This is a genomic window from Nocardia sp. N2S4-5 (assembly GCF_044628355.1).
In the GTDB taxonomy this organism is placed as follows: domain Bacteria; phylum Actinomycetota; class Actinomycetes; order Mycobacteriales; family Mycobacteriaceae; genus Nocardia; species Nocardia wallacei_B.
On sequence record NZ_JBIUPM010000001.1, the window covers coordinates 1474134 to 1499749 of the forward strand.

13 protein-coding genes are annotated in these 25616 nt (G+C 71.6%); 10 read left to right on the forward strand and 3 right to left on the reverse strand.

What is annotated here, in order from left to right:
* Positions 1-7: 7 nt before the first annotated feature.
* From ACFMRZ_RS06610 to ACFMRZ_RS06655, 10 genes are all read left to right on the forward strand, one after another.
* Complete coding sequence (locus tag ACFMRZ_RS06610; RefSeq protein WP_400178328.1) at positions 8-2233, forward strand: MMPL family transporter; 2226 nt, start codon at positions 8-10, stop codon at positions 2231-2233.
* Positions 2234-2238: 5 nt separating this feature from the next.
* A complete protein-coding gene (locus ACFMRZ_RS06615) occupies positions 2239-3384 on the forward strand; it encodes an LLM class flavin-dependent oxidoreductase (RefSeq protein WP_400178329.1) in 1146 nt (381 codons plus the stop codon).
* 128 nt (positions 3385-3512) lie between these two features.
* Positions 3513-9791: an SDR family NAD(P)-dependent oxidoreductase gene (locus tag ACFMRZ_RS06620; protein ID WP_400178330.1), complete on the forward strand. Its 6279-nt coding sequence runs from the start codon at positions 3513-3515 to the stop codon at positions 9789-9791.
* A 10-nt stretch (positions 9792-9801) separates the two neighbouring features.
* Positions 9802-10764, forward strand: coding sequence for an AvrD family protein (locus tag ACFMRZ_RS06625; protein ID WP_400178331.1), 963 nt, complete (start codon positions 9802-9804; stop codon positions 10762-10764).
* Between the two features lie 33 nt (positions 10765-10797).
* The gene (locus tag ACFMRZ_RS06630; RefSeq protein ID WP_400178333.1) at positions 10798-11574 is read left to right on the forward strand and encodes an ATP-binding protein; all 777 of its coding nucleotides are present in this window, start codon (positions 10798-10800) and stop codon (positions 11572-11574) included.
* A 9-nt stretch (positions 11575-11583) separates the two neighbouring features.
* Positions 11584-12258 carry a class I SAM-dependent methyltransferase gene (locus tag ACFMRZ_RS06635; RefSeq protein ID WP_400178334.1) on the forward strand — a complete coding sequence of 225 codons (675 nt, stop codon included), beginning with the start codon at positions 11584-11586 and terminating at the stop codon, positions 12256-12258.
* A gap of 148 nt (positions 12259-12406) precedes the next feature.
* Complete coding sequence (locus tag ACFMRZ_RS06640) at positions 12407-17866, forward strand: carboxyl transferase domain-containing protein (RefSeq protein ID WP_400178335.1); 5460 nt, start codon at positions 12407-12409, stop codon at positions 17864-17866.
* A 144-nt stretch (positions 17867-18010) separates the two neighbouring features.
* Positions 18011-21370 (forward strand): amino acid adenylation domain-containing protein, encoded by a 3360-nt coding sequence (locus tag ACFMRZ_RS06645; RefSeq protein WP_400178336.1) that lies wholly within the window; start codon positions 18011-18013, stop codon positions 21368-21370.
* A 25-nt stretch (positions 21371-21395) separates the two neighbouring features.
* Positions 21396-22052: a thioesterase domain-containing protein gene (locus ACFMRZ_RS06650; RefSeq protein WP_400178337.1), complete on the forward strand. Its 657-nt coding sequence runs from the start codon at positions 21396-21398 to the stop codon at positions 22050-22052.
* A gap of 167 nt (positions 22053-22219) precedes the next feature.
* A complete protein-coding gene (locus tag ACFMRZ_RS06655) occupies positions 22220-22708 on the forward strand; it encodes a GAF domain-containing protein (protein WP_400178338.1) in 489 nt (162 codons plus the stop codon).
* 21 nt (positions 22709-22729) lie between these two features.
* Here ACFMRZ_RS06655 and ACFMRZ_RS06660 read toward each other — a convergent pair whose 3' ends face one another.
* Genes ACFMRZ_RS06660 through ACFMRZ_RS06670 form a run of 3 tightly spaced genes read right to left on the reverse strand, consistent with a single transcriptional unit; the run spans position 22730 to position 25583 of the window.
* The gene (locus tag ACFMRZ_RS06660; protein WP_400182789.1) at positions 22730-23089 is read right to left on the reverse strand and encodes an isocitrate lyase/phosphoenolpyruvate mutase family protein; all 360 of its coding nucleotides are present in this window, start codon (positions 23087-23089) and stop codon (positions 22730-22732) included.
* 31 nt (positions 23090-23120) lie between these two features.
* Positions 23121-24587, reverse strand: a complete 1467-nt coding sequence (locus ACFMRZ_RS06665) for an MFS transporter (RefSeq protein WP_400178339.1) — start codon at positions 24585-24587, stop codon at positions 23121-23123.
* Between the two features lie 45 nt (positions 24588-24632).
* Positions 24633-25583 (reverse strand): RNA polymerase subunit sigma-70, encoded by a 951-nt coding sequence (locus ACFMRZ_RS06670; protein WP_400178340.1) that lies wholly within the window; start codon positions 25581-25583, stop codon positions 24633-24635.
* Positions 25584-25616: the final 33 nt, after the last annotated feature.

The following is a 25616-nucleotide window of genomic DNA, read 5'->3' on the forward strand; positions in this document are numbered from 1 at the left end:
TTCGCTCATGCTTGCTGGTGTTGCGCGATTCGCGTCGAATCGGCCGAGGGCTGTGCTGTACGGCGCATTGCTCATCGGAATTCTCTGCATCGCTGTCGGCTGGTCCGCGCCCGCGCATTTGAAAACCGGCGGCTTCGCACCACCCGGCACCGAATCGGCCGAGGTTTCCGCGCTGCTGAACAAAAGCTTTCCGAGCGCGGCGCCGAATATCGTGCTGCTGATCGACGCACCGGAGGGAATCGAAAGTCCCGCGGCGCGTTCGGCCGGCGCCCGGCTGACCGGCGAACTGCGCGCCCGGCACGACATCGACGCCGTCGAGTCGTACTGGACGGTGCCGGCCGATCTGAAGCAGGCGCTGCGCGGTGGAGACGGGCACAGCGGGCTGATCCTGGCCCACGTCACCGGCGACGACACCGAGGCGCCGCGGCGGGCGGGCGAGATCACCGAGCCGCTGATCGGCGAGCGCGACGGCGTCACGGTCGAGGCCGGTGGCCAGGCCGTGGCGCTGGACCAGATGAGCGATGTGATCGTGAAGGATCTCCTCGTCACGGAGGCGATCGCCGTGCCGCTCACCGCGCTTGCCCTGATGGTCGTGTTCGGCAGCGTGGTCGCGTCGCTGATCCCGCTGGCCGTGGGCGTGTTCACCATCTTCGCGACGCTGCCCATCCTGCGGCTGCTGGCCGAGACGGGCGAGGTGTCGATCTTCGCGCTGAATATGATGACCGCGCTCGGCTTCGCCGTCGCCATCGACTCGAGCCTGTTCATGGTCAGCCGGTTCCGCGAGGAACTCGCCGCCGGGCACGACACCGCCGCGGCCGTGCTGCGCACCGCGCGGACCGCGGGCCGGACCGTCCTGTTCTCCGGTGTCGTTGTGGCGCTGTCACTCTCGACGCTGCTGGTCTTCCCGCTGTATTTCCTGCGCTCGCTGGCCTACGCCGGGCTGGCGGTGCTCGCCGCCGCGGTGTTCACGACCCTGCTGCTGGTGCCCGCCGCGCTCACCCTGCTCGGCCCGCGGGTCGATCTGCTGGATGTGCGGGCCCCGCTGCGCCGCCTGTCGCGCCGTCCGCTGCCGATCGTGCCCGATCCGGCCGACACCGGGTGGTACCGGCTGACCCGCGCGGTCATGCGCCGCCCGGTGCTCGCCGCGACCGCCGTGATCGCGCTGCTGCTGGTGCTGGGCTGGCCGTTCCTGTCGATCCGGTTCGGAGCCGCCGACGACCGGGTCATCGCCGGTGCGTCCAGCCATACCGTCGGCGACGCGCTGCGGACCGATTTCGCGGAGGACGCGACCGCCGCGATCATCGTGGTGCTCCCCGGCTTTCCCGGTTCCGGCGCACCGCTCGGCGAGTACGCCGCCCGGCTGTCCCGCGTCGGCGACGTCACCACGGTCGCCTCGGCCGCGGGCACCTACGCCAACGGCAGCCGGGTCGCGTCGGCCCTGCCCGGCACGGCCACCGAGGCCGGAACGTATCTGCGGATCGGCACCCGACTCGACCCGTACAGCGGCGCCGGTATCGACCAGCTGGATCGGGTCCGCGCGGTGGCGGCGCCCGGACCGGCGCGGTTCGGCGGCGCGGCGGCCGAGAATGTCGATGCGCTGCACGCGCTTTCGGCCCGGCTGCCGTTCGCGGCGGCGGTGATCGCCCTGGCCACGCTGGTGGTGCTGTTCGTCTTCACCGGGAGCTTGCTGCTGCCGCTCAAGGCGCTGCTGCTCAACGTGCTGTCCCTGGCGGCGACGTTCGGGGCCATGGTGTGGATCTTCCAGGAGGGTCATCTGTCCGGGCTGTTCGGCTTCACCCCGACCGGATACCTGGTGCCGACTATGCCGATCCTGATGTTCTGCCTGGCCTTCGGCGTCTCGATGGACTACGAGGTGTTCCTGCTGTCCCGGATTCGCGAGGAGTGGCTGGACCGCGGCGACAACACCCGCGCCGTCGCGCTCGGGGTGGCGCGCACTGCCCGGGTGTTCACCGCGGCCGCGTGCCTGATGGCGATCGCCTTCGCCGGCATGGTGACCGCGCACGTGTCGTTCATTCAGCTGTTCGGGCTCGGCCTGGCCCTGGCGGTGCTGACCGACGCCACCCTCATTCGCGGCGTGCTCGCGCCCGCGCTGATGCGGCTGCTGGGCGCCGCGAACTGGTGGGCGCCACCCCGGCTCGCCCGCCTGCACCGGCGCATCGGCCTGCCCGAGGACAGCGCCCCACCCGTGCCCGTACCCGACCGAGCGAAGTAGGCGACATGGTGAAATTCCGAACCGGCGTCATGGATTCCGGTGTGTACACCCGATTCTCGCCCGATCTGCAGTTCCGCGGCAGCCGCTCGGTCGCGGTGGCGGGCGGGGCGGATTCGCTGTGGGTGACCGATCACCTGCCGTCGATCCTCCCGGCGTCGATCTGGCGGCCGGAGCATGTCGGCATCACCCGGCTCGCGCCGCACGCGGACGGCATCTACGAACCGTGGACCGCGCTGGGCTATCTGGCCGCGCAGAACCGGTTCGCCCGGCTGCGGCTCGGGGTCGGGGTCACCGATGCCGGTCGCCGCAATCCGGCGGTCACCGCGCAGGCCGCGGCCACGCTGCAGCATTTGAGCCACGGCCGCGCGATTCTCGGGATCGGCACGGGCATCCGCGACAACAACGAGCCCTACGGCGTCGACTGGCGCACGCCGGTCGCGCGGTTCGAGGAGGCGCTGGCCACCATCCGGGCGCTGTGGGATTCGCACGGCCGCTTGGTGTCTCGGGACTCGGCGCATTTCCCGCTGCGCGACGCCGTGTTCGACATCCCGCCGTATCGGGGCACCCGGCCGGAGATCTGGGTGGCCGCGGGCGGCCCGCGTATGCTGCGCGCAGCCGGTCGCTACGCCGACGTGTGGTTCCCGGGTTTCGCCCAGCGCCCCAAGGAGTATCGGCAACGCCTGGAGACCGTGCGATCGGCGGCCTCGGACGCGGGCCGCGATCCGGCGGCGGTCGGCGCGGCCGCGGTATTCAGCGTCCTGACCGCCACGCGCGCCGCCGACGTGGACGCGCTCACCGACAGCGTGGGCGCCCGCGCGCTCACGCTGTGCGCGCCCGCGGAGATGTGGGCGCGGCACGGCGTGGATCACCCGATGGGCGCCGGATTCACGGGGTTGCAGGACCTGCTGCCGCAGGTGCTCGACGAGCGCACCACGCTGGAATACATCGATCGTGTCCCCCGGTCGCTGGTGCGCGAATTCTGTCTCGTCGGCACACCGGACGAAATTGTGGATCAGCTCGCGGAATGGCGGGACCACGGGCTGCGCTATGCGGTTCTCATGAACCTCAGCGCAATTCACCCGAAATTATTGAACGGCATGTTCTCGAATGCCGCCCTGATTTCCGTACTACGCCGCGCGAAGCGGTTGTGACACACAACAATTGACGTTCTCACCGAGTTCACAATAGGCTGTTCCGGAAAGCATCGATGCTTTGAATTCGATGGTACCGGAAATATTTCCGGCACAGTCTTTCGCATTTCGGCTGACCAGGAGAAACAATGGTCGACATTGCAATCGTGGGTATCGGCTGCCGTTTTCCCGGTGGCATTTCGGACCCCGACGGTTACTGGAAATTCCTGCTGGACAAGGGCGACGGCATCGTGGACGTGCCCGCGGATCGCTGGAGCATCGAGAAGTACTACGACCCCGACCCGGACGCGCCGGGCCGCATGTACACCCGCCGCGGCGGCTTCCTCACCCAGTCCCTGTGGGACTTCGATGCCGACTTCTTCGGGATCGCACAGCGCGAGGCCGCCATCCTGGATCCGCAGCAGCGGCTGCTGCTCGAGGTGACCTGGGAGGCGCTCGACGACGCGGGGATGGCGGGCCGGGTGGCCGGGCACGCGGTCGGCGTCTACATCGGCGGGTTCATTCTCGACAACGCGCTCGGCCGCAGCGGGCCACTGGTCCGGCCGGCCATCACCAGCCACACCGCGATGAGTTCCTCGCACACGCTGCTGTCCAACCGCATCTCCTACCTGCTGGACCTGCACGGCCCCAGCCTGACCGTCGACACGGCGTGCTCGTCGTCGCTGGTCGCCACGCATCTGGCCGTACAGGCCATCACCCACGGGGAGTGCGAGATGGCGGTGGCCGGGGGCGCCAACGCGCTGCTGCAGCCGGAGACGTTCATCTCCATGTGCAAGGGCCGGTTCCTCTCGGCCGACGGGCGCTGCAAGTCGTTCGACGCCACCGCCGACGGTTACGGCCGGGCCGAGGGCGCGGGCGCCGTGCTGCTCAAGCCGGTGGACCTGGCGCTGCGCGACGGCGACCGCATCTACGCGGTCATCCGGGCCACCGGCGTGAACCAGGACGGGCGCACCGCGGCCATCCCGGTCCCCAATCCTGTTGCGCAGGAACAACTCGCGCGGCAGGTGCGGGAGGACGCGGGCATCGCCGGGCACGAGGTGAGCTACCTGGAGGCGCACGGCACCGGCACCGCCGTCGGCGACCCGATCGAGCTGGCGGCGCTGGGCGCGGTGTACGGCGCCGTGGACGGGCGCACCGAGCCGGTGGCGGTCGGCTCGGTGAAGAACAACTTCGGCCACACCGAGGCCGCGGCCGGGGTCGCGGGGCTCATCAAGGCGGCGCTCACGCTGCACCACCGCACCGTGGCGCCGCAGAGTTCGCTGGAGACGCCGAATCCCGCCATCGCGTTCGACGATCTCCGACTACGGGTGCCGCTGCGGCCGGAGCCGCTGCCCGGGGAGCCCGGCACCGGCGTGGTGGCCATCAACGGATTCGGCTACGGCGGCACCAATGCCCACGCCATCCTGGTCGAGGCGCCGCGCCCGGCGGCCGTGCCCGAGCAGCGCCCGGCGCCGCGAATGCTGCCCGTCTCCGGTCGCAGCGAGGCCGCGGTCCGCGAACTGGCCGGCCGGTTCGCCGCCACGCTGGACGAGCACTCCGCCGCGACGGTGACGGCCGCGGCGTGGACGCGCCGCGCCCACCACCCGCTGCGCGCCGGATTCGCCTACGAGGACGACGCCGACCTGCGGGCGCAACTGACCGCCTACGCCGCCGGCGACGGCCGGGCGCCGAGCCGGATCATCGGGGAGGGCGCGGCGGAGCCGGTGTTCGTCTTCAGCGGCATGGGCCCGCAGTGGTGGGGCATGGGACGCGAACTGCTCACCAGCGACAGCACTTTCGCGCGGGTGGCGCGCGAGGTAGACCAGGAGTTCACCACCATCGCCGGCTGGTCGATCGTGGCGGAGCTGCTGGCCGACGAGGCCGAGTCCCGGATCATGCGGACCGCCTACGCACAGCCGGCCAACTTCCTGGTGCAGGTGGCGCTCACCGCCGAGCTGGCCGAATACGGGATTCATCCGGCGGCGGTCGTCGGCCACAGCGTCGGCGAGGTCGCGGCGGCCTACGTCTCCGGCGCGCTGTCGCTGCGCGACGCGCTCACCGTCGCCTATCACCGCGCCCGGCTGCAGGCCACCACCGCGGGGACCGGCGGGATGCTCGCCGTCGGCATGTCCGAGGCCGACGCCCGCGCCATGCTCGCGAACACCGCGGGCATCTCGGTCGCCGCGATCAACAGCCCGAGTTCGGTCACCCTGGCCGGTGACCGCGACGACCTCGAGATGCTGCGTGACCTCCTGGCCTCGACCGGGACCTTCGCGCGCGCACTGCGGGTGGAGGTGCCCTACCACAGCCATCTCATGGACCCGATCCTCGGCGAATTGCGCGGCGCACTGGCCGATCTCGCCCCGCGCGACGCGAAGCTCACCACCTACTCCACCGTGACCGCGTCGGAGATCCCGGGCCAGACCTGGACCGGCGACTACTGGTGCCGCAACGTGCGCGAGCCGGTCCGTTTCGCCGACGCCATCGGCGCCCTGGTCGACGCCGGGCACCGGGTGTTCCTCGAGGTGGGCCCGCATCCGGTGCTGGGCGGCAACATTCGCGAGATGCTGATCCAACGGGGAGTGATCGGCACCTCGGTCGCCACATTGTCGCGGGATCTGCGCGACCACCACAATGTGCGGCGCGCCGTGGCGGATCTGTACGCCGCCGGCGCTCTGGGCGGGACCGGCATACCCGGACGCTCGGAATCGGTGGCGCCGCACCTGGACCTCCCGGCCTACCCCTGGCAGCGCCGGTACCTCTGGCAGGACGAGCCGATCACCGTGCTCGACCGGATCGGCACGCCGGACGGACCCGCGATGCTGGGCGACGCGACATCCTCGGCATCGTCGGAATGGGAAGTGCAGCTGTCGATTTCGAGCTTCCCGTGGCTGCGTGACCATGTGGTGGAGGGCCACGTCGTCCTCCCCGGGGCCGCCTACCTCGACGCCGCGCTCAGCGCCGCGGTGCAGCGCACCGGCCGCGCCAGCGTCGGGCTGGAGTCGGTGGAGTTCGTCGCGCCGCTGGTCGTCGACGAGCACGACGTGCCGGTACTGCGGATCACCGTCGAGGAGTCGACTCGCCGGTTCCTGATCCGCTCCCGCTCCGCCACGGCCGAGAACTGGACCCTCAACGCGCGCGGGCGGCTGATCGAGGCCGGGTTCGAACCCGCGGTCGAGGAGGTGTCCGCACCGCCGGACGCCGCCGCGGTCGCGGGCCCGGACCTGTACCGCGCCTTGGCCGCTCGCGGACTCGAGTACGGACCGGCCTTCCAGCGCATCGTCTCGGCGGTGGTGGGCGACGAGGCCGTGCTGGCGTCACTGTCGGCGGCCGACCAGCCGGGGCACCGGCACCTGGCCCATCCGGCGCTGGTGGACGCCGCGCTGCAATGCGTCGCGGCCCTCGCCGCCGGAGCGGACGGCGAGGCCGCGGTGGTGCCCGCCGCCATCGCGGGCGTCCGCCTGCTCGGACCGCTCCCGGCGCGCCCGCGGGCCCTGGTGACCCGGCGCGGCACCGATCCGCTGCGCGCGGATATCGCACTCGTCGACGAGCACGGCGCGGTGGCCCTGCGGCTGCTCGGGGTCGAATTCCGGCCGGTGGCCGCGGCGACGGATATCACCAGGCAGCTGGATCGAGTGTTCTACCAACAGGTCTGGCAGACCCTGGACGCCCGGCCGGACACCGCGGCCCGGCCGGACGAGGCGATCGTGGCGGTCGCCGTGGGCTCCGGCGCGACCGAGCGCGCTGCCGAGCTGCTCGGCGACCTGGATTACCGACCGGTGGCGCTGGCCGATCCGGCAGCGCCCGCCACCGACGAGATGCTGCGCCGGGCATTGCGTTCCGGCGCGGACGCACCGGCGGGCGAGCGGATCCGGGTGCTGGTGGTGCTGGGCGACGACTTCGGCGACGCCGACAACGTCTACGGCCTGGTGCGGGTCGCTCACGCCGTCGACGAGCTACGCGCCGACCATCCGGCGGCACAGGTCCGGGGCGTCGTCGTCACCGAGCACGCGCTGTGCCCGCCCGGCGACTCCGCGGTCCGGGCGTCGCACGCCGCGCTGATCGGTGCCCGCCGGGCGCTGCGCAACGAGCAACCCGCCGTCGCGTGGCGGCTGGTGGATCTCCGCGATACCGGCGAAATGCCGGATGTCGCAATACTTTTCGCCGACGATGCGGCCGACGAGATCGCCGTCCGGGGCGAGCAGCACTGGGCCGTGCGGATCGATCAGGGCCTGCGGTCCCATCTGGACCGGCGCGCGCAGGCCGCACCGCTGCGCGATCCGGAGCGCTCCTTCGAACTCGAGGTCCCGCAGTCGCGGCTGATATCGGATCTGGGCCTGCGCGAGACCGATCGGGTCGCGCCCGGTCCGGGCGAGGTCGAACTCCGGATGGAGACGGTCGGGCTCAACTACAAGGACGCCATGAAGGTCATCGGCGTCCTCACCGAAAAGGAGCTGGGCGACACGTATTTCGGGATGACCGTCGGCATGGAGGGCTCCGGGATCGTCGCGCGCGTCGGGCCGGGTGTGACACAGGTGGCCGTCGGCGATCGGATGATGGTGTGCGCCCGTGACATCCTGCGCCGGTACGTGACGATGCCGGTGGACGCCGGCGCCACCCTCCCGCACCCGCTGCGACCGGACGAACCGTACGACCCGCTCACCTGCGGCTCCGGATTGCCGTATCTGACGGCCGAATTCGGGCTGCGCACGCTCGCTCGGCTGCGGCCCGGCGAGACCGTGCTGATCCACGGCGCGGCCGGCGGCATGGGCATGGCGGCGGTGCAGGTGGCGCTGGACATCGGGGCCGAGGTGATCGCCACGGCCGGTACCGAGCAGCGGCGCGAATTCGTGCGGCAGCTCGGCGTGCGCGACGTGCTGAATTCGCGGTCTGCCGGATTCGTCGACGACATCGCCCGGCTCACCGGCGGGCGCGGCGTGGACGTCGTCTACAGCTCCGCGCCGGGCGAGATCCTGCAGCAGAACTTCCGGGTGGCGGCGGAGTTCGGCCGCATCGTCGACATCGGCAAGGCCGACATCTACGACGGCGGCGTCCTCGACCTGGGCCCGTTCGACCACAACCTCACCTTCTTCGCCGTGGACATGGACCGCGCCATGGCCCACGATCCCGAAATCCTGCGCGCCCCCTTGCGCATCGCGCAGCAGCGGCTGCGCGAGGGCACCTACCGCTACCTGCCGTACCAGGCGTATCCGGTGTCCGAACTGGCCGCGGCCTTCGAAGCGGTGGCCCGGGCCGACCAGATCGGGCGGGTGGTGCTGGACCTGCGCGAGCAACGTCCCCGGGTGCGGCCGCGCATCGACCATCCGCGCATCGATCCCGGCGCGAGCTATCTGGTCACCGGCGGGTTCGGCGGTTTCGGTCTCGCGACGGCGCGCTGGCTGGTGCGGGCGGGAGCACGGCGGCTGATTCTCGCCGGGCGCGGCGGCGCGACGACGTCCCGGGCCCGCGCGCAGCTCGCCGAATTCGCCGCGGCCGGTGTCGACGTCGTGCCGGAACGGCTGGACATCTCCGATTACGCCGCCGTCGCCGACCTGGTCGCCCGCTGTCAGTCCGGACCGGCGCCGCTGCGCGGCATCTTCCACGCGGCCGGTGTGGTCGACAACCTGCCCGTCCCGCAGATCACCCGCGACTCGTTGCGCGCCCTGTTCACGAAGGTGCGGGGCGCGGAGAATCTCGACCGGGCCACCGCGGCCGCGGGCATCGAACTGGACCTGTTCGTGCTCTACTCCTCGATCAGCGCGCTGGGCTGCATCACGCCGCAGATCGGTTATGCCGCAGCCAATTCCGCGCTCGACGCGCTCGCGGCCGACCGCCACCGGCGCGGCCTCGCGGGGCTGGCGGTGAACTGGGGTTTCATGAGCGGCGGCGGCATGGCCGACGGCAGCGAGGCGCTGGTCGACTACGTCAAGATGCTCGGCTTCCTGCCCTTGGACATGGACCGGGCGACCGCGCTGCTGCGGGAATGCCTGTCGCTGGACACTGCCCAGGCGGTGATCGCCGACATCGACTGGGAGGTGTGGTCGCGCGGGGCCCGGCCGTCGGTCGAGACGGTGCGCTTCCGGGAACTGCTCGCGGCGGCCGGGGTCGGCGGCGGCGGGGGTAGCACCCTGCGCCACGACATCCTCGCCCTGCCCGCCGAACAGCGCGCCGACTTCGTCGCCCAGCGCCTCGCCGACCAGCTCGCGGTGGTGCTCGGGGTGGCGGCCGAGACCATCAACATCGACGAGCCGGTCACCGATCTCGGCATGGACTCGCTGATGGCCATGGAGTTCGGCGCCCGCACCGAGAAGGCGCTGGACATCAAGATCTCCGCACTCGAACTCGGCCGGGGACTGTCCCTGCGCGGACTGGGCAGCAAGGTCGCCGGCCAGCTGGCCGTCGCCGACGACGCCCCCGCCGCCGCCTGAGAGGAACCGCATGACCACCGAACTGATCGCCTACGCCGACATCGACGAGGTGCTCGGCGACCGCGCCGGACGTTTCTTCGGCGAGGGCTACAAACGCCTCACCCATCACTTGGACGAGATCGTCCTGGACCACGACGAGCAGGGTCGCCCGCGGGCGACCGCCACGGCGGGCGTGCGCTATCCGGCCGACTGGTCGCGCAAGCGCAGCCGGGTGCTGGAACCGCACCTGAGCAGTCTCGACGCCGCGATCTTCGGCCATCGCCTACTCGACGTGGTGCTGCGCGAGTTCTTCGGGCTGTCCGCGCACGACATCCGCTCGGCGTGGCTGCCGTCCATCCGGTTCAGCAGCGGGACCGCCGCGACCGAATCGCTGGACCGGTTCCCGGTGACCGCGCGGGTCACCTCGTTCGAGGGCCACACCCTCACGGTCACCGGCGAATTGGGCCACGGCATGACGCTGGAGGCGACCGTCGCGCTGCCGGTGCCCGCGGCGCCGCGCGACCTCGAACGCGCCACCGCCACCGAGCGCGGCGGCGGCTTCTTCCACGACGCGGTGTACCGCCGCGCCCAATACCTGCGCAATGTCGTCGTCACCGCCGACGGCACCGGCGCGACGGCCGAATACGAACTGGCACACCTGGATACAGCCGCCGCCGGGGAGGGCGTGGCCGACGCCTACCAGCCGTCGATCTCGCTGGTCGACGCGACGGTGCTGCTGGCGCAGCTGTCCCAGGTGGTGCTGTACGAGCTGGACAACATCGCCCGCGCGGACAGCGAGACCCTGTGGATGCGGCGGATGGCCACGCGCGCCACCGCTCCCCCGGCCCGCTACGCCCCGGGCACGGTGTCCACGCGCATCGTGCGGTCGATGATCCTCACCTTCGGCGGCGGCGACTGGCGCATCTCCAGCTGGGCGTCGGACTTCGCCGGGTGCACGGTCACCTACGACCTGGCGCACCGGCTTCCCACGTAATCCACGCGACAACAGCTACCGAAAGGCATATCCATGCCGGGAAACGATTTTCGACGCATCTGCGTCTCCGGGACCTACTCCACCGGGAAGACCACCACCTCGACCGCGCTGTCGCTGCTGACCGGGGTGCCGCGCGTCGACGCGTCGTCCGCGCGGGAAGTAGTCACCGAACTGTATCCAGGGATGCGGTTCCAGGATCTGAGCACCACCGAACTCATGGCGCTCGGCTTCCGCCGGCTGGAACTGCGCGTCCAGGCCGAGGCGATCCTGGACGCACAAGGCGGATTCGTCGCCGACGGGTCCGTGCTCAACGAATGGATCTACGGCGTCACCCGGCTGATCACGGGGCCGAACCCGGGTTCCTCGCGCTGGCACAAGGCGCTGAAGAACACCCTCACCCTGCCCGGCCGGCCCTTCTATCGCCGCTATCTCAACGCCTACGGCGACATGGCGCGCCAGCGGGCGCGGCACGGCTACGACATCTTCTTCCACCTGCCCGTCGAGATTCCGATGGATCCCGACGGGCACCGCCCGGTCGACGAGCGGTACCGGCAGATCTCCGATCGAAAACTGCTGCACGCGATCAGCGAGCTCGGGCAGCCGGTGGTCACCGTGCGCGGCACGCCCGAGGAGCGGCTGGAGGCGATCGTGAACATGCTCGACATCCCGACCGTGATGGACATCGACGTGGCGGTGCGGAAGGCGGCGGACATCGTGCGCACCAGCCGCGAGCGGGTGCAGGAGGCGATCGTCGCCCAGCAGCAGCCGCACACCCTGGCCCGCAAGATCAAGTTCGCGACCCGCGTGTAGGAGACTGCCATGACCGTCCTGCTGGACAAGACGAAGCGCTACAACCCGATCGACTCGTGGTTCTACGACAACTTCATCTCCGACGCGGTGCGGGAGATGACTCCCACCCTGTTCGACGACATCGCCGGGCTGCTCGACCCCGACGCCGAGGTGCTCGATGTCGGTTGCGGCGGTGGACAACTCGCCGTCGGGCTGGCGAGCGCCGGTGCGCAGCTGCGGCTGACCGGCATCGACCTGTCGCCCCAGCAGGTCCGGCGCGCCCGCAGACGCGGCGCCCCGCTGGGCGATCGAGTGCGGTTCCGGGAGGGCTCGGCGATGGATCTGCCGTTCCCGAACGACACCTTCGACGCCGTCGTCAGCTCCGGCTCCATCAAGCACTGGCCCGATCAGCGCCGGGGCCTGGCGGAGATGATCCGCGTGCTGCGGCCCGGCGGGCTGCTGGTGATCATCGAGGCCGACCGCGGCTGCACGTTCGAGGACGCGCAAACCTTCGTCGACCGCTGGCGGCTGCCGCAGCCGGTGCCCCGGCTCTGCCTGCCGTTCTTCCGCACCTACATCGCGGGCTACGGCATCGATCTCGACGACGGCCGTCGCCTGGTCGAGGACCTCGCGCTCACCGGCGCGACGGTCGAACGCATCGAGGGGGAACCCGGAATTCGCATCACCGCACGGAAGGCGGACTGACACTTCGCGCCGCCGTAATCCGCACTACGCATGAGTAACCCGCCCACGCTGTGTACCTGGGCGTGATATAGGTGCAGACTACGCGGGACCGGCAGTCGTAACCCCGCGCCCGACCGGGCCCTAGCAAAGAAGTGAAAGGAGCTGGCGAGTGTTCAGCCGCATCGCCGTCGTGAACCGGGGAGAGGCTGCCATGCGCCTCATCCACGCCGTCCGAGATCTGGCCGCGGAGACCGGGCAGCGGATCGAAACCGTCGCCCTGCACACCGATGTCGATCGGAACGCGACGTTCGTGCGGGAGGCCGACATCGCCTACGACCTCGGTCCGGCGTCCGCCCGCCCGTATCTGGATCTCAAGGCGCTCGAGCAGGCTCTGGTGACCACGGAGGCCGACGCCGCCTGGGTCGGTTGGGGTTTCGTCGCGGAGGATCCGGCGTTCGCCGAACTCTGCGAGCAGATCGGCATCACCTTCATCGGCCCCGACCCGGAGGCCATGCGCAAGCTCGGCGACAAGATCGGCGCGAAGCTGCTCGCCGAGGAGGTCGGCGTGCCGGTCGCGCCGTGGAGCCGCGGCGCGGTCGAGACCGTCGAGGCGGCGCTGGCGGCCGCGGCCGAGATCGGCTATCCGCTGATGCTCAAGGCGACCGCGGGCGGCGGCGGGCGCGGTATCCGCGTGGTCACCAACGCCGACGAGCTGGTCGACGCCTACGAGCGCACCCGCCAGGAGGCCGCGCGCGCGTTCGGCAGCGGCGTGGTCTTCCTGGAGCGGCTGGTGACCGGCGCCCGGCACGTCGAGGTCCAGGTGATCGCCGACGGCCAGGGCACCGCGTGGGCGCTCGGCGTCCGCGACTGCTCGGTGCAGCGGCGCAATCAGAAGATCATCGAGGAATCGGCCTCGCCCGTGCTGCGGCCCGAGCAGGCCGGCGAGCTCAAGGCGTCGGCGGAGCGGCTTGCGGTCGCGGTCGGTTATCGCGGCGCGGCGACGGTCGAATTCCTGTACCACCCCGGTGACGAGTTGTTCGCCTTCCTCGAGGTCAACACGCGACTGCAGGTCGAGCACCCGATCACGGAGTGCACCACCGGTTTCGACCTGGTCCGGGCGCAGCTGCACGTGGCCTCGGGCGGCCGGCTGGAGGGTGAGCCGCCGGTGGAGCGCGGGCACGCCATCGAGGCCCGGCTCAACGCCGAGGACCCCGATCGCGATTTCGCGCCGGCGCCCGGCCGCATCGCACGGCTGGATCTGCCCGCCGGTCCGGGTATCCGCATCGACACGGGCGTCAGCGAGGGCGACACCATCCCCGCCGACTTCGACTCGATGATCGCCAAGATCATCGCCTACGGCCGCGACCGGGACCAGGCGCTGGGCCGCCTGCGCCGGGCCGTGGCCCAGACCCGGGTGGTCATCGAGGGCGGCGCGACGAACAAGAGCTTCGTCCTGGACCTGCTCAACCAGCCCGAGGTCATCGACGCCAGTGCGGACACGGGCTGGATCGACCGGGTGCGCGCCGAGGGTCGCCTTGTCTCGCACCGTCATTCGGCGATCGCGCTGGCCGCCGCGGCCATCGACGCCTACGAGGAAGAAGAGCACGTCGAGCGGCAGCGGCTGCTGTCCACGGCGTCCGGCGGGCGCCCGCAGGTACAGCACGAGAGCGGCCGGCCGCTGGATCTGAAGCTGCGCGGCGTCGGTTATCGGGTGCGGGTCGCCCGCATCGGCGCGCACCGGTTCCGCATCGGCATCGAGGCGGGCGCCGACCTGCGCACCGCCGATGTCGACCTGGAGCGGTTCGACCGCCACACGGGGCAGATCGTGGTCAACGGCCTGCGGTACCGGCTGACCACGGGCACGCACGGCCCGATCCACGTCGTCGACGTCGACGGCGTGACGCATCGGATCAGCCGGGACGAGGGCGGCGTGGTCCGCTCCCCCGCCCCCGCGCTGGTCGTCGCCACTCCGCTGGAGGTGGGCGCCGAGGTCGAGGCCGGCGCGCCGGTCCTGGTGCTGGAGAGCATGAAGATGGAAACGGTGCTGCGCGCGCCGTTCCGGGCCCGGCTCAAGGAATGCGGCGTCTCGGTCGGCACCCAGGTGGAGACGGGCGCGCCGCTGCTGCGCCTGGAGCCGATCACCGACGACACCGAGGAGGCGGCCGCCGCCCCGGTCGAGACGGTCGAACTCGACCTGCCCGGGGAGCAGGCCCAGGTGCAGTCGCACGTGCGGCTGACTCGCGGGCTGCAGGATCTGCGCAGCCTGCTGCTCGGATTCGACGTCGACCCGCACGACGAACGCCGCGTGCTCGACGACTACCTCACCGCCCGCCGGGCGGCCATCGCCGACAACCGGCGGCCGCTGGCCGAGGAACTCGAACTGCTGCAGGTCTTCGCCGATCTCGCCGAACTGAGCCACAACCGCTCGTGGGAGGACGACGGCGGCCGCGGCCACGTGCACAGCGCCCGCGAGTACTTCCACACCTACCTGCAGAGCCTCGACGTGGAGCGGGCCGGGCTGTCGGAGTCGTACCAGGGCAAGCTGGCCAAGGCGCTCGAGCACTACGGCGTCACCGAACTGGACCGCACCCCGGACCTCGAGGCCGCGGTGTTCCGCATCTTCCTCGCCCAGCAGCGGCCGTCCGACACCGTCACGGTGGTCACGACGCTGCTGCGCGAGTGGCTGCGCGAGCCGCTGCCGGACCGCGCCCTGCGCGAGCCCGTCGGCCTGGCGCTGGAGCGGCTGGTGGCGGCGACCCAGGTGCGCTTCCCCGTGATCGCCGATCTCACCCGCGGCGTGGTGTACGCCTGGTTCGGCCAGCCGCTGCTGCGGCGCAACCGCGCCCGGGTCTACACCACCGTGCGAAAGCACCTGCGGCACTTGGACACTCACCCGGACGCCGCCGACCGCACCGACCGCGTCGCCGAGATGGTGCGCAGCACCGAGCCGCTGGTGCGGCTGCTCGGCCAGCGGCTGGTGCGCGGCAGCGCCGACAACACGGTGATGCTGGAGGTGCTGACCCGGCGGTACTACGGCAACAAGGGGCTCACCGACGTGCGCGCCCGGGAGGCGGGCGGCTGCAGCTTCGTCATCGCCGAACGCCGTGGCGTGAGCCTGGTCTCGGCGGCCGTGCGCTTCGACGCGCTCGGCACCGCGCTGCGCGGGCTGGCCGAGCTGGCCGGCGGCGCCGCCTCCATCGAGGCCGACATCTACCTGGCCTGGGAGAAGCAGCCGGAGGACTTCGACGCCATGGCGTCGGAGCTGCACGAGGTCCTCGGCACGCAGACGCTGCCGAACCAGGTGCACCGGATCACCGCCACCGTCGCGGGCAGCGGCGGCGCGGTGATGCACCACCACTTCACCTTCCGCCCGTCCGCCACCGGCATGGCCGAGGAGCGGCTGATCCGCGGCCTGCACCCGTACATCGCGCAACGGATGCAGATGGAGCGGCTGCGCAAGTTCGACGTCACCCGGCTGCCGTCCTCGGACGAGGAGGTGTACCTGTTCCGGTGCATCGCCAAGGAGAATCCGGCCGACGAGCGGCTCGTCGCGTTCGCCCAGGTGCGGGACCTGACCGCGCTGCGCGAGCACGACGGCCGGCTGCTCGCGCTGCCGACCGCGGAGAGCACCGTCGCCGCCTGCATCGACTCGATCCGCCGGGCGCAGTCGCTGCGGCCGTCGGCCAAGCGGTTCCAGACCAACCGCATCGTGATGTACATCTGGCCGCCGATCGACCTCATCCCCGCCGAGTTCGAGACGATCGTGGACCGCGTGGTGCCGACGACGGCGGGCGCCGGGCTGGAGGAGATCCTGCTCATCGCCCGGCAGCGCGACCCGAAGACGGGTGAGCTGGTGAAGGTCGCCGTGCGCATCGCCTTCGACGCCACCGGCGGCACCTCGGTGACCATCGGCAAGCGCACCGACGAGCCGGTCGAGCCGCTCGACGAGTACCGGCAGAAGGTGCTGCGCGCGGGCAGCCGCAACACCGTGTACCCCTACGAGCTGACCGGCCTGCTCGGCGAGTTCACCGAGTACGACCTCGACGCCGACCACGCCCTGGTGCCGGTGGACCGGCCCAAGGGCCACAACACCGCGGCGATCGTCGCGGGCATGGTGACCACGGCGACCGCACAGTATCCCGAGGGCGTCACCCGCGTGGTGCTGCTCGGCGACCCGACCAAGTCGCTGGGCGCACTGTCCGAACCCGAGTGCCGCCGGGTGATCGCCGCGCTGGATCTGGCCGAGCGCGAACAGGTTCCGCTGGAGTGGTACGCGCTGTCCTCCGGCGCCCGGATCTCGATGAAGTCCGGCACCGAGAACATGGACTGGGTGGCCGCCGCGCTCAAGCGGATCGTCGAGTTCACCCAGGACGGCGGCGAGATCAACATCGTCGTCGCGGGCATCAACGTCGGGGCGCAGCCGTACTGGAACGCCGAGGCCACCATGCTCATGCACACCAAGGGCATCCTGGTCATGACGCCCGACTCGGCCATGGTGCTCACCGGCAAGCAGGCGCTGGACTTCTCCGGTGGTGTCTCGGCCGAGGACAACTTCGGTATCGGCGGCTACGACCGCGTGATGGGCCCGAACGGGCAGGCGCAGTACTGGGCGCCGAACCTGACCGCGGCGCGGGACATCCTGATGTCGCACTACGACCACACCTACATCGCCCCCGGCGAGCAGGCGCCGCGGCGTTCGCGGACGGCCGACCCGGTCGACCGCGACGTCTCCGATTTCCCGCACGTGCTGGCCGGCAGCGATTTCGCCACCGTCGGCGAGATCTTCTCCGCGGCCAACCCGGATCGCAAGAAGCCCTTCGACATTCGCACGGTGATGCGGGCGCTGTCCGACCAGGACCACCCGGTGCTGGAGCGCTGGGCGGGCATGGCCGACGCGGAGACCGCGGTGGTGCAGGACGCGCATCTGGGCGGTATCCCGGTGTGCTTGCTGGGCATCGAGTCGCAGAGCATCCCGCGGCGCGGCTTCCCGTCCACCGACGGCCCGGACACCTACACCGCGGGCACCCTGTTCCCGCGGTCGTCGAAGAAGGCGGCGCGGGCGATCAACGCGGCCAGCGGCAACCGGCCGCTGGTGGTGCTGGCGAACCTGTCGGGCTTCGACGGGTCGCCGGAGTCGATGCGCAAGCTGCAGCTGGAGTACGGCGCCGAGATCGGCCGCGCCATCGTGAATTTCGAGGGCCCCATCGTGTTCTGCGTGATCTCGCGGTACCACGGTGGCGCATTCGTGGTGTTCTCGAAGGCGCTGAACCCGAATATGACCGTTCTCGCGCTGGAAGGCTCGTTCGCGTCGGTGCTCGGCGGCGCTCCGGCCGCGGCGGCGGTGTTCTCCGGTGAGGTCAACACGCGCACGGCGGCCGACGCGCGGGTGCAGGATTTGCAGACGCGGGCGGCCAACGCCACCGGCACCGAGCGGGCGGCCCTCGCCGCGGAACTGGACGAGGTCCGCTCCTCGGTGCGCGCGGAGAAGCTGGGCGATGTCGCGGCCGAGTTCGACCGCGTGCACAACATCCAGCGCGCCGTCGACGTCGGTTCGGTGGACGCGGTCATTCCGGCGGCCGAGCTGCGGCCGCAGATCATCGCGGCCATCGAGGCGCGACTGGCGGGCTGAGACCCGCGGGCCGGGTGACCATGGCGGTCACCCGGCCCGACCCGATGCCCCCGCGGGGTCGCAGATCACCGAAGGTTCACAGCGTATGCCGTAAGTTTGCTCGGGAACGTTCGCCAACGGTGATCTGGTCCCGAGGGAGGCGTGTTGACGGTACGGCCGGAGCCCGGCGCCGAATCGGCGTATCCGCTGTCGCGGGCGCAGTGGTCGTGGTGGCTGGCACAGCAGCTGTATCCGGACGTGCCGGTCACCGTGGCGCTGTATCTGGATCTCGAGGGTCCGCTGGAGCTCGGGTCGCTGGCCGGGTGCGCGCGCCGGGCCGCGCGCGAACTCGAGTCGCCGCATCTGCGGTTCTGCCTGGTCGACGGTTATCCGCGCCAGTACGTCGATGCCGCCACGCCGCTGCCGCTGGAGACGGTCGATCTCACCGACGAGGAGGATCCCCTCACCGCGGCGCTGGACCGCATGGCACGCGACCACGGCACGCCCCTCGACCCGCTCACCGACATCCTGACCGTGGCGATCGTCTTCGCGGTGACGCCGACGCGGCATCTGCTGTATCTGCGCAGCCATCACATCGTGCTCGACGGTGTCGGCGCGGCCGCCGTGCTGCGCCGGACCGCGCAGCTCTACCGCGCGCAGGTCGAATCCGGCGCCGAGACGCCGGAGGCCGGGGCGCTGTCGGTGGCGGAGATCCTGGAAGACGAACGGGCATACCGGGATTCACCGCGGGCGCGAGCCGACGGCGAATACTGGCGGGCTCAGCTGGCCGGATTCGACGGACCCACCTGTCTGGCCGGGCGTCCGGCCCCGCCGTCGGGGACGCCGCACCATGTGGCCGGAACGCTCGACGAGGCGGCGGCCGGATTGCTCGCCGACGCCCAGGCGCGGCATGGGGCGACCTTTCCGGAACTGGTCATCGCGGCCTTCGCCGGGCATCTCGCGCGCATGACGGGGCGATCCGAGGTCACGCTCACGATGCCCGTGCCCGCGCGGGCGACGGTGGCGTTGCGGCGGTCGGCGGGCACCATGTCGAATGTGGTCCCGCTGCGGTTGACCGGTCTCGAGGTGGCCACCGTCGGCGAGGTGATCGCGCAGGTGCGGGCGAAGGTGATCGGGGCGCTGCGGCATCAGCGGTACCGGCACGAGGACATGCAGGACGGGCACGAGGCGGTGCTCGGCGGGTTCGGGCCCGTTCTCAACGTCCTCGGCTTCGTGGAACCGCTGCGGCTGGGCCCGGTCGCCGGACAGGCGCGGCTGCTGGCGCTGGGCCCGGTACCCGACCTGCAGATCAACGGTTACCAGGCCGGGCCGGACGAACGGTCGGTGAGCATCGACTTCCAGGCGAATGCGGCACGCTACCGCCGCGCGGACGTGGTCCGGCACCACCGCCTGTTCCTGGACTTCTTCCGTCGTTTCCTCGCCGCCGGAACCGAGTGCCCGGCAACGGAAACCGGCCCGCCGACCGTGCCGCCGCGGGTATCCCCGCCTGGCCCGGAACGCCTGCTGCGCGAGTTGCTGCGCGCGGACCTGGCGCCGGACGCGGTGGCGGTGCGCGACGGCGACCGCGCCATGACCTACCGGGAGATCGACGAGGCGTCCACACGCTTGGCGCGCGCCCTGCTCGCCCGCGGCGCGGGACCCGACCGGTACGTCGCCGTCGCCGTCCCGCGCTCACTCGAATCGGTGCTCGCCCTGTGGGCGGTCGCCAAGACCGGCGCCTGCTACGTCCCCCTCGACCCGGCCGACCCGCAGCCCCGAATCGCGGCGGTACTCGCCGATTGCGGTGCCCGCCTGGGCATTACGGTCGCCTCGGCGCGGCCCACGCTCCAGCCCGACACCAGCGCGGTTGCCACGCCGGACGCTTCCCCCACCAACAGGGACCCCGCTCACGCTGGCCGAGATGCCGGGCTGGGCGACGTCGACTGGCTCGTGCTCGATGATCCCGTGACTGTGACGGCTGTCGGGCGGTATGCCTCGAATCCGATTGCCGCAGCGGAACTGCCGGGGGCGGTGCGGGTGGGGCATCCGGCGTACGTGATCTATACCTCCGGTACGACCGGGAGTCCGAAAGGGGTGGTGGTTGCCCATCGTGGTCTCGGGCCGCTGACGGATTATCTCGTCGAGCACTACGGGCTGGGGCCGGATTCGGTACTGCTGCACTCGCATACCGCTACGTTCGACGCGCATCTGCTCGAATTGCTGGCCGCGTTCGCCGCGGGTGCACGGCTGGTCGTCGCTCCCCCGGAGGTGGTCGCGGGAGACGCGCTGGCCCAGCTGATCCGCGACAGCGGCTGCACGGTTCTGCAGACCGCGCCCGCCGTGCTCGCCACGCTGTCGCCCGAGCAGGTTCCGGGGCTCGCGGTCGTCGCGATCGGCGGGGAGGCCTGTCCGGCGAAACTGGTGCGGCAGTGGGCCTCTCGTGTGCGGCTGCACAACGGCTACGGGCCGACCGAGGCGACCATCATGGCGACCGAGACCGCCGCCATGACCGCCGACGCGCCGGTATCCATCGGGCGGCCGCTGCCCGGTGCCTTCGCCGTGGTGCTCGACTCCCGGCTGCGGCTCGTCCCCGAGGGCGGCCGGGGCGAACTGTATCTGGGCGGCCCCGCCGTCGCCCACGGCTATCTCGGCAATCCAGCCGGAACCGCCGCCCGATTCGTCGCCGATCCATTTACTGCCGGTCGGCGGCTCTACCGCACCGGCGACGTGGTGTGCGCCGGACCCGACGGCGACTTCGAGATCTTCGGCCGCATGGACGGCCAGATCCAATTGCACGGTCGCCGTGTCGAACCGGCCGAGATCGAGGCCGCGCTGCTCGCCGCGCCCGAGATCGCGTACGCGGTGGTGACGCTCATCGACGCGGGGCGGCCCGGGGCGCGCCTGGTGGGATACGTCGTCCCCGCCGACGGCGCGCGGATCGACACGGCGGCGACGCTGCGAAGGCTGCGGGCCGAACTGCCCTTCGCTTTGGTTCCCTCGGCACTGGTCGCGCTCGACGCACTGCCCATGGCGGGCAACGGGAAGGTCGATCGCGCGGCACTCCCCGCTCCCGTCCCCCGCACCCGCGCCTCTCGGCCGCCGCGGACCCGGCTCGAACAGCTGGTCGCCGACCGCTTCGCCGCCGCCCTGGACCGGTCCGAGGTCGGCCGGGACGACGACTTCTTCGAACTCGGCGGGAATTCCGTACTGGGCGTGACGGTTTCGGCCGAGCTGGCCGCGGCGACGGGCCTGCCCATGGCCCTGCACTGGCTCTACACCGCGCCGACCGTCGAACTGCTCGCCGCACGGCTGGCCGGCCACGACACCGCCGGTGACGACGCGCTCGGTGTCCTGCTCCCGTTGCGCCGCAACGGCACTCGGCCACCGCTGTTCTGCGTGCATTCCGCCGTGCCGCTCGCCTGGTGTTACGCCGGGCTGGCACGTTACGTGACCGACCGACCGGTCTACGGACTGCAGGCGCCCGTGCTGACGGCCGCGTCCGAGCTTCCCCGCCGGGATCGATGACCTCGCCGACAGCTACATCGACGCCATGCTCCGCGTGCAGCCCGAGGGCCCCTACCACCTGCTCGGCTGGTCCCTCGGCGGGCAGATCGCGCACGCCGTCGCGGTGCGGCTGCGGGCCCGCGGCGCGACGGTCGCCGTGCTGGCGATGCTGGACAGCGTGGTCGTGCCCGCGACCGCGGAACCGCCGCCGGTGCCGCGCATGCGCGATCTGCTGACCCACCTGCTCGGCGACGAGCCCGAGAACGCCGACGCCGCCCCGGACGTCACCGCGGCGGAGGCGGCCGCCGAACTGGCCCGCGCGGGCGCCTCCTTCGGCACGGGACTGTCCGCGGACCAGCTCGAGCGACTCCATCGCGGATACGCTGCCGGAGTCGCGCTCTCGCACGGCTACCGGCCCGGCGTATACGACGGTGACCTGCTGTACTTTTCGGCGACCCGGGGCATCACGGAGCTGCTGGGCGCGTATGTCTGGCGGCCCTACGTCACCGGGGAACTGGTCGAACATCCCGTGGCCGCCACGCATGCCCAGCTGACCAATTCCGAGGTCGTCGCGGTCATCGGCCCGCTCTTGGCGGAGCATCTCGAACGGACCGACGCGGCCGGGAGCGCACGGACGACCGTGCTCGACCGTCTCCCCACGCGGCCACGGGACGCCGCCACGTCGGCTACGCGGCGGGTATAGCGTCCAGCGGGTCGTCCCGCAACATGTTGGACGGTCTGTTGTTTCGTTTCACAGGCGCACGGCAATGCTTCATCAGAGCCGGTTTCGCGGCGTCGTCATGGGGCGGGGCGCGATCGACGCGGGGCCGGGCCAGCACGGACACACCAGACGAACGGAGCGCTCCTGCCATGTTCCTGCCCGCATCCGGGGCTCCCCGCCCGATCGCGACGACCGGCGAACCCGATTGCCGACGGATCGCCGCGGCCATCTCCGCCGCCCTGCCGGGCCGCCCGGCGGTCGGCATCGCGGCGGTCGGGGCCGGCAAGCTGGAATCCGGTGGCGCGGCCTCGAATTCCCGCGCGAACCTGCTGGAGGACACTCAGCTCATTCATCTCGGCGGCCCGGTCCGGGACGCGGCCGCGGGCGGACGGCCGATCCTGGTCGCGGACATGGCCCTGGAAACCCAGTGGGACAACGATTTCCGCCGCGAGGTCCAGATCCTGGGCGCCCGCTCCCTGTTCTGCCAGCCGGTCACCGCCGAATCGGAAGTAGTCGGCGTGATCACCCTTTACGGCTCGCATCCCAACGCCTTCCCCGCCGCCGCCCCCGACCTCCTCCGCCCCTTCCGAGTCACCGTCACCGACGCCCTCGTCCGCCTGCAAACCTCCGACCGATAAATCCCCCGTCAGGCGGCCCGGTCAAGGTGCGCCCAAGAGAGTGGTGGCCAGGTCGGTGAAGGTGGCCATGGCGCGGTGGAAACCGTTGGGGCCCAGGGAGATCCGGGCGGCTCCGGCCGCGGCGGCCGCCGCGGTGCCGTCGAAGGGTGGGGCCAGGTTGGCGTTGACGGGGGCGGCGAGGGTGGTGGCCAGTTCTCGGATCGTCTCGGGGGCGGTCAGGCGGAGGGGGTACACGCAATCCGCTCCGGCGGACAGATACTGCCGGGCTCGGCGTATCACCTCCGGTGTGGCGCCCGGGCCGTTGTGCAGGTAGGCGTCGATACGTGCGTTGATCACGAGGTCGACGCCCACGCCCGTCGCCGCGGCGCGCACCGCGGCGATCCGGTCGGCGACACCGCGTCGCGCAGGCCGCTCATGCCCGTACCTCCGCGGCGAGGGCGGCCGCGCGGCGGGTCGAACGTTCCGCCCGCCGGACCACGGTGACCGCGGCGAGGACCGCCGCCAGGCTGAAGCCCGCGGCGACCAGGGAGCCGCGCCGGAAGCCCTCGGTCAGGGCCACCGCCCCGCCGCCGGACACGCCGCGCGCCACGGCGATCGCCACCGCCGCGACGACGGCCGTTCCCAGCGCGCCGCCGATCTCCCGGGCGGTCTCCACCATGCCGCCGGCCAATCCGCTGACCTCTTCGGGTATGCCGACGAACGCGGCGACCTGGATCGACACCAGTGACAGGCCCACGCCCGCGCCGACGGCGAGGAATCCGGGGAACAGGTCCGGCCAGTAGGCGGCGTGCACCGGCACGCGGGCGAGCCACAGCAGCCCGGCCGCCGAACTCGCTTGCGCGACAACCAATGACCAACCGGCGCCGAGCCGCGACAGGATGATCGGCGCGATCCCGGCCGCCACCACCACCGCGGTCGCCGCGATCGCGAGATATGCCACGCCGGTGCGCAGCGCCGAGTAGCCGAGCACCTGCTGCATGAGCAGCGAGGCCTGGAAGATCGTCGCGAAGAACGCCGCATACACCAGCGCGGCAACGAGATTCGCGGCGTTCAGGGTCGGCCGCCGGAACATCGACAGCGGCACCAGCGGCTCCGCCGTCCGGTGCTCCACGACGACGAACGCCGCCAGGAGAACGACGCCGGCCGCGAGGAAGCCGAGCGTCACCGCCGACGTCCACCCGTGCTCGACGCTCTTGTTGATGGCGTAGACCACCGCGGCGAGCCCGGCGGTCACCGTCACCGCACCGGCGGCGTCGAACGGCCCGCGATGGATACCGCGGTCGGTGGGAACATATTTCGCGATCAGCGCCACCATCGCCGCGACGATGGGCACGTTGATGAAGAAGACCCACTGCCAGCCGGGCCCGGCGGTCAGCGCGCCACTGACCACGACGCCGACGGAGGCCGCGCTGCCGCCCGCCGCGCCGAACACGCCGAGCGCCTTGGTGCGCGCGGTGCCCTCCGAGAACGTCGCGACGAGCACCGCGAGCGCGGCCGGAGCGGCCAGTGCCGCGCCGACGCCCTGCATCGCCCGCGACGCCACCAGCTGCGCGAACGACGCCGAGATGCCGGCGGTGAGCGAGGCGACCGCGAACAGCGACAAGCCCGCCAGCAGCATCCGGCGGCGGCCGAGCAGATCACCCGCGCGCCCGCCGAGCAACAGCAGACCGCCCAGCAGCAGGACGTAGGTGATCACCACCCATTGCAGGTCGCCGGGCGCCAGCCCGAGATCGATCTGGATGGCGGGCAGGGCCACGTTCACGATGGCGATGTCGAGGGTGATGATGAACTGGGCGCCGCACATCAGCGCGAGAATCGCCCCGGGGTGTAGCGTCCGCCGCTCGGAGACCGGAGGCGGTAGGAGAATTTCGTCGACCATACCTTCCACAACCGGCCGCGTGCCGGAAACTCGTCGCGGTCGTCGTCAGCCGAGCGTGGCGGGCAGTCCGAACACCGGGAACAGCTCCGGCTGCAGGAAGGCGTGCAGCGCCACGATCTCGCCGCCCGCGCATTCCAGCACCTGGATGCCCACGGCCTCGAAGCGGCCGCCGTGGTCCCGGTACACGGCCACCGCCGGGCAGCCGTTGGCCTCGATCGGCACCAGCCGCTTGCCCCGGCAACCGAGGTCGGATTCGATCAGCCAGCGCCGGAACGCTTCCCGGCCGGACAGCCAGAACGCCACCGGCGGCATGTCGATCACGGCGTCGTGCCGCAGCAGCGAGACGATGCCGTCGATGTCGAAGCGCTCGAAGGCCGTGACGTAGCGTTCGAGCAGCCCGGTGTCGACCGGTTCGGTCGCACCGGGGTCCGCCGGCGCCGCCGCGAGGGCCGAGCGGGCGCGGCGCAACATGCTGTTGACCGCGTCCACGCTGGTGTCGAGTAGATCGGCGACCTCGGCCGCCCGCCAGCACAGCACGTCACGCAGGATGAGCACGGCGCGCTGGCGCGGCAGCAGATGCTGGAGGGCGGCGACGAAGGCCAGCCGCACCGACTCCCGCGAGATCGCCCGCTCCGAGGGATCGTCGGCCGGGGCGGTCGGAAACGGTTGCAGCCAGGTCGATTCCGGCAGCGCCGGGCCCAGGCCGCCATGCGGGTCCGCTGCCGCGACCAGATCCATCGGCAGCGCGCGCCGTCGCCGTTCCCCGGCCGCGTCGATGCACACGTTGGTCGCGATGCGATACACCCAGGGCCGCAGTCCGGCCGGGTCGGCCAGGCCGCCCGCGGATCGCCACGCCCGCATCATCGTGTCCTGTACGGCGTCCTCCGCCTCGAGCACGGACCCGAGCATCCGGTAGCAGTAGGCGAACAGCGGTTGCCGCAGGGCGGCCAGGTCCCGCTCCAGCGACGGCGGGACGAGAACGGTAGTCGGGTTCATCCGCGGTGACTCCTCGATCGGACCGGTGCGCTC

Coding starts and splice junctions, on each gene's coding strand:
- ACFMRZ_RS06610 (WP_400178328.1), top strand. CDS start 8: ATGCTTGCTGGTGTTGCGCGATTCGCGTCGAATCGGCCGAGGGCTGTG.
- ACFMRZ_RS06620 (WP_400178330.1), top strand. CDS start 3,513: ATGGTCGACATTGCAATCGTGGGTATCGGCTGCCGTTTTCCCGGTGGC.
- ACFMRZ_RS06665 (WP_400178339.1), bottom strand. CDS start 24,587: ATGGTCGACGAAATTCTCCTACCGCCTCCGGTCTCCGAGCGGCGGACG.
- ACFMRZ_RS06625 (WP_400178331.1), top strand. CDS start 9,802: ATGACCACCGAACTGATCGCCTACGCCGACATCGACGAGGTGCTCGGC.
- ACFMRZ_RS06670 (WP_400178340.1), bottom strand. CDS start 25,583: ATGAACCCGACTACCGTTCTCGTCCCGCCGTCGCTGGAGCGGGACCTG.
- ACFMRZ_RS06635 (WP_400178334.1), top strand. CDS start 11,584: ATGACCGTCCTGCTGGACAAGACGAAGCGCTACAACCCGATCGACTCG.
- ACFMRZ_RS06655 (WP_400178338.1), top strand. CDS start 22,220: ATGTTCCTGCCCGCATCCGGGGCTCCCCGCCCGATCGCGACGACCGGC.
- ACFMRZ_RS06615 (WP_400178329.1), top strand. CDS start 2,239: ATGGTGAAATTCCGAACCGGCGTCATGGATTCCGGTGTGTACACCCGA.
- ACFMRZ_RS06630 (WP_400178333.1), top strand. CDS start 10,798: ATGCCGGGAAACGATTTTCGACGCATCTGCGTCTCCGGGACCTACTCC.
- ACFMRZ_RS06650 (WP_400178337.1), top strand. CDS start 21,396: ATGCTCCGCGTGCAGCCCGAGGGCCCCTACCACCTGCTCGGCTGGTCC.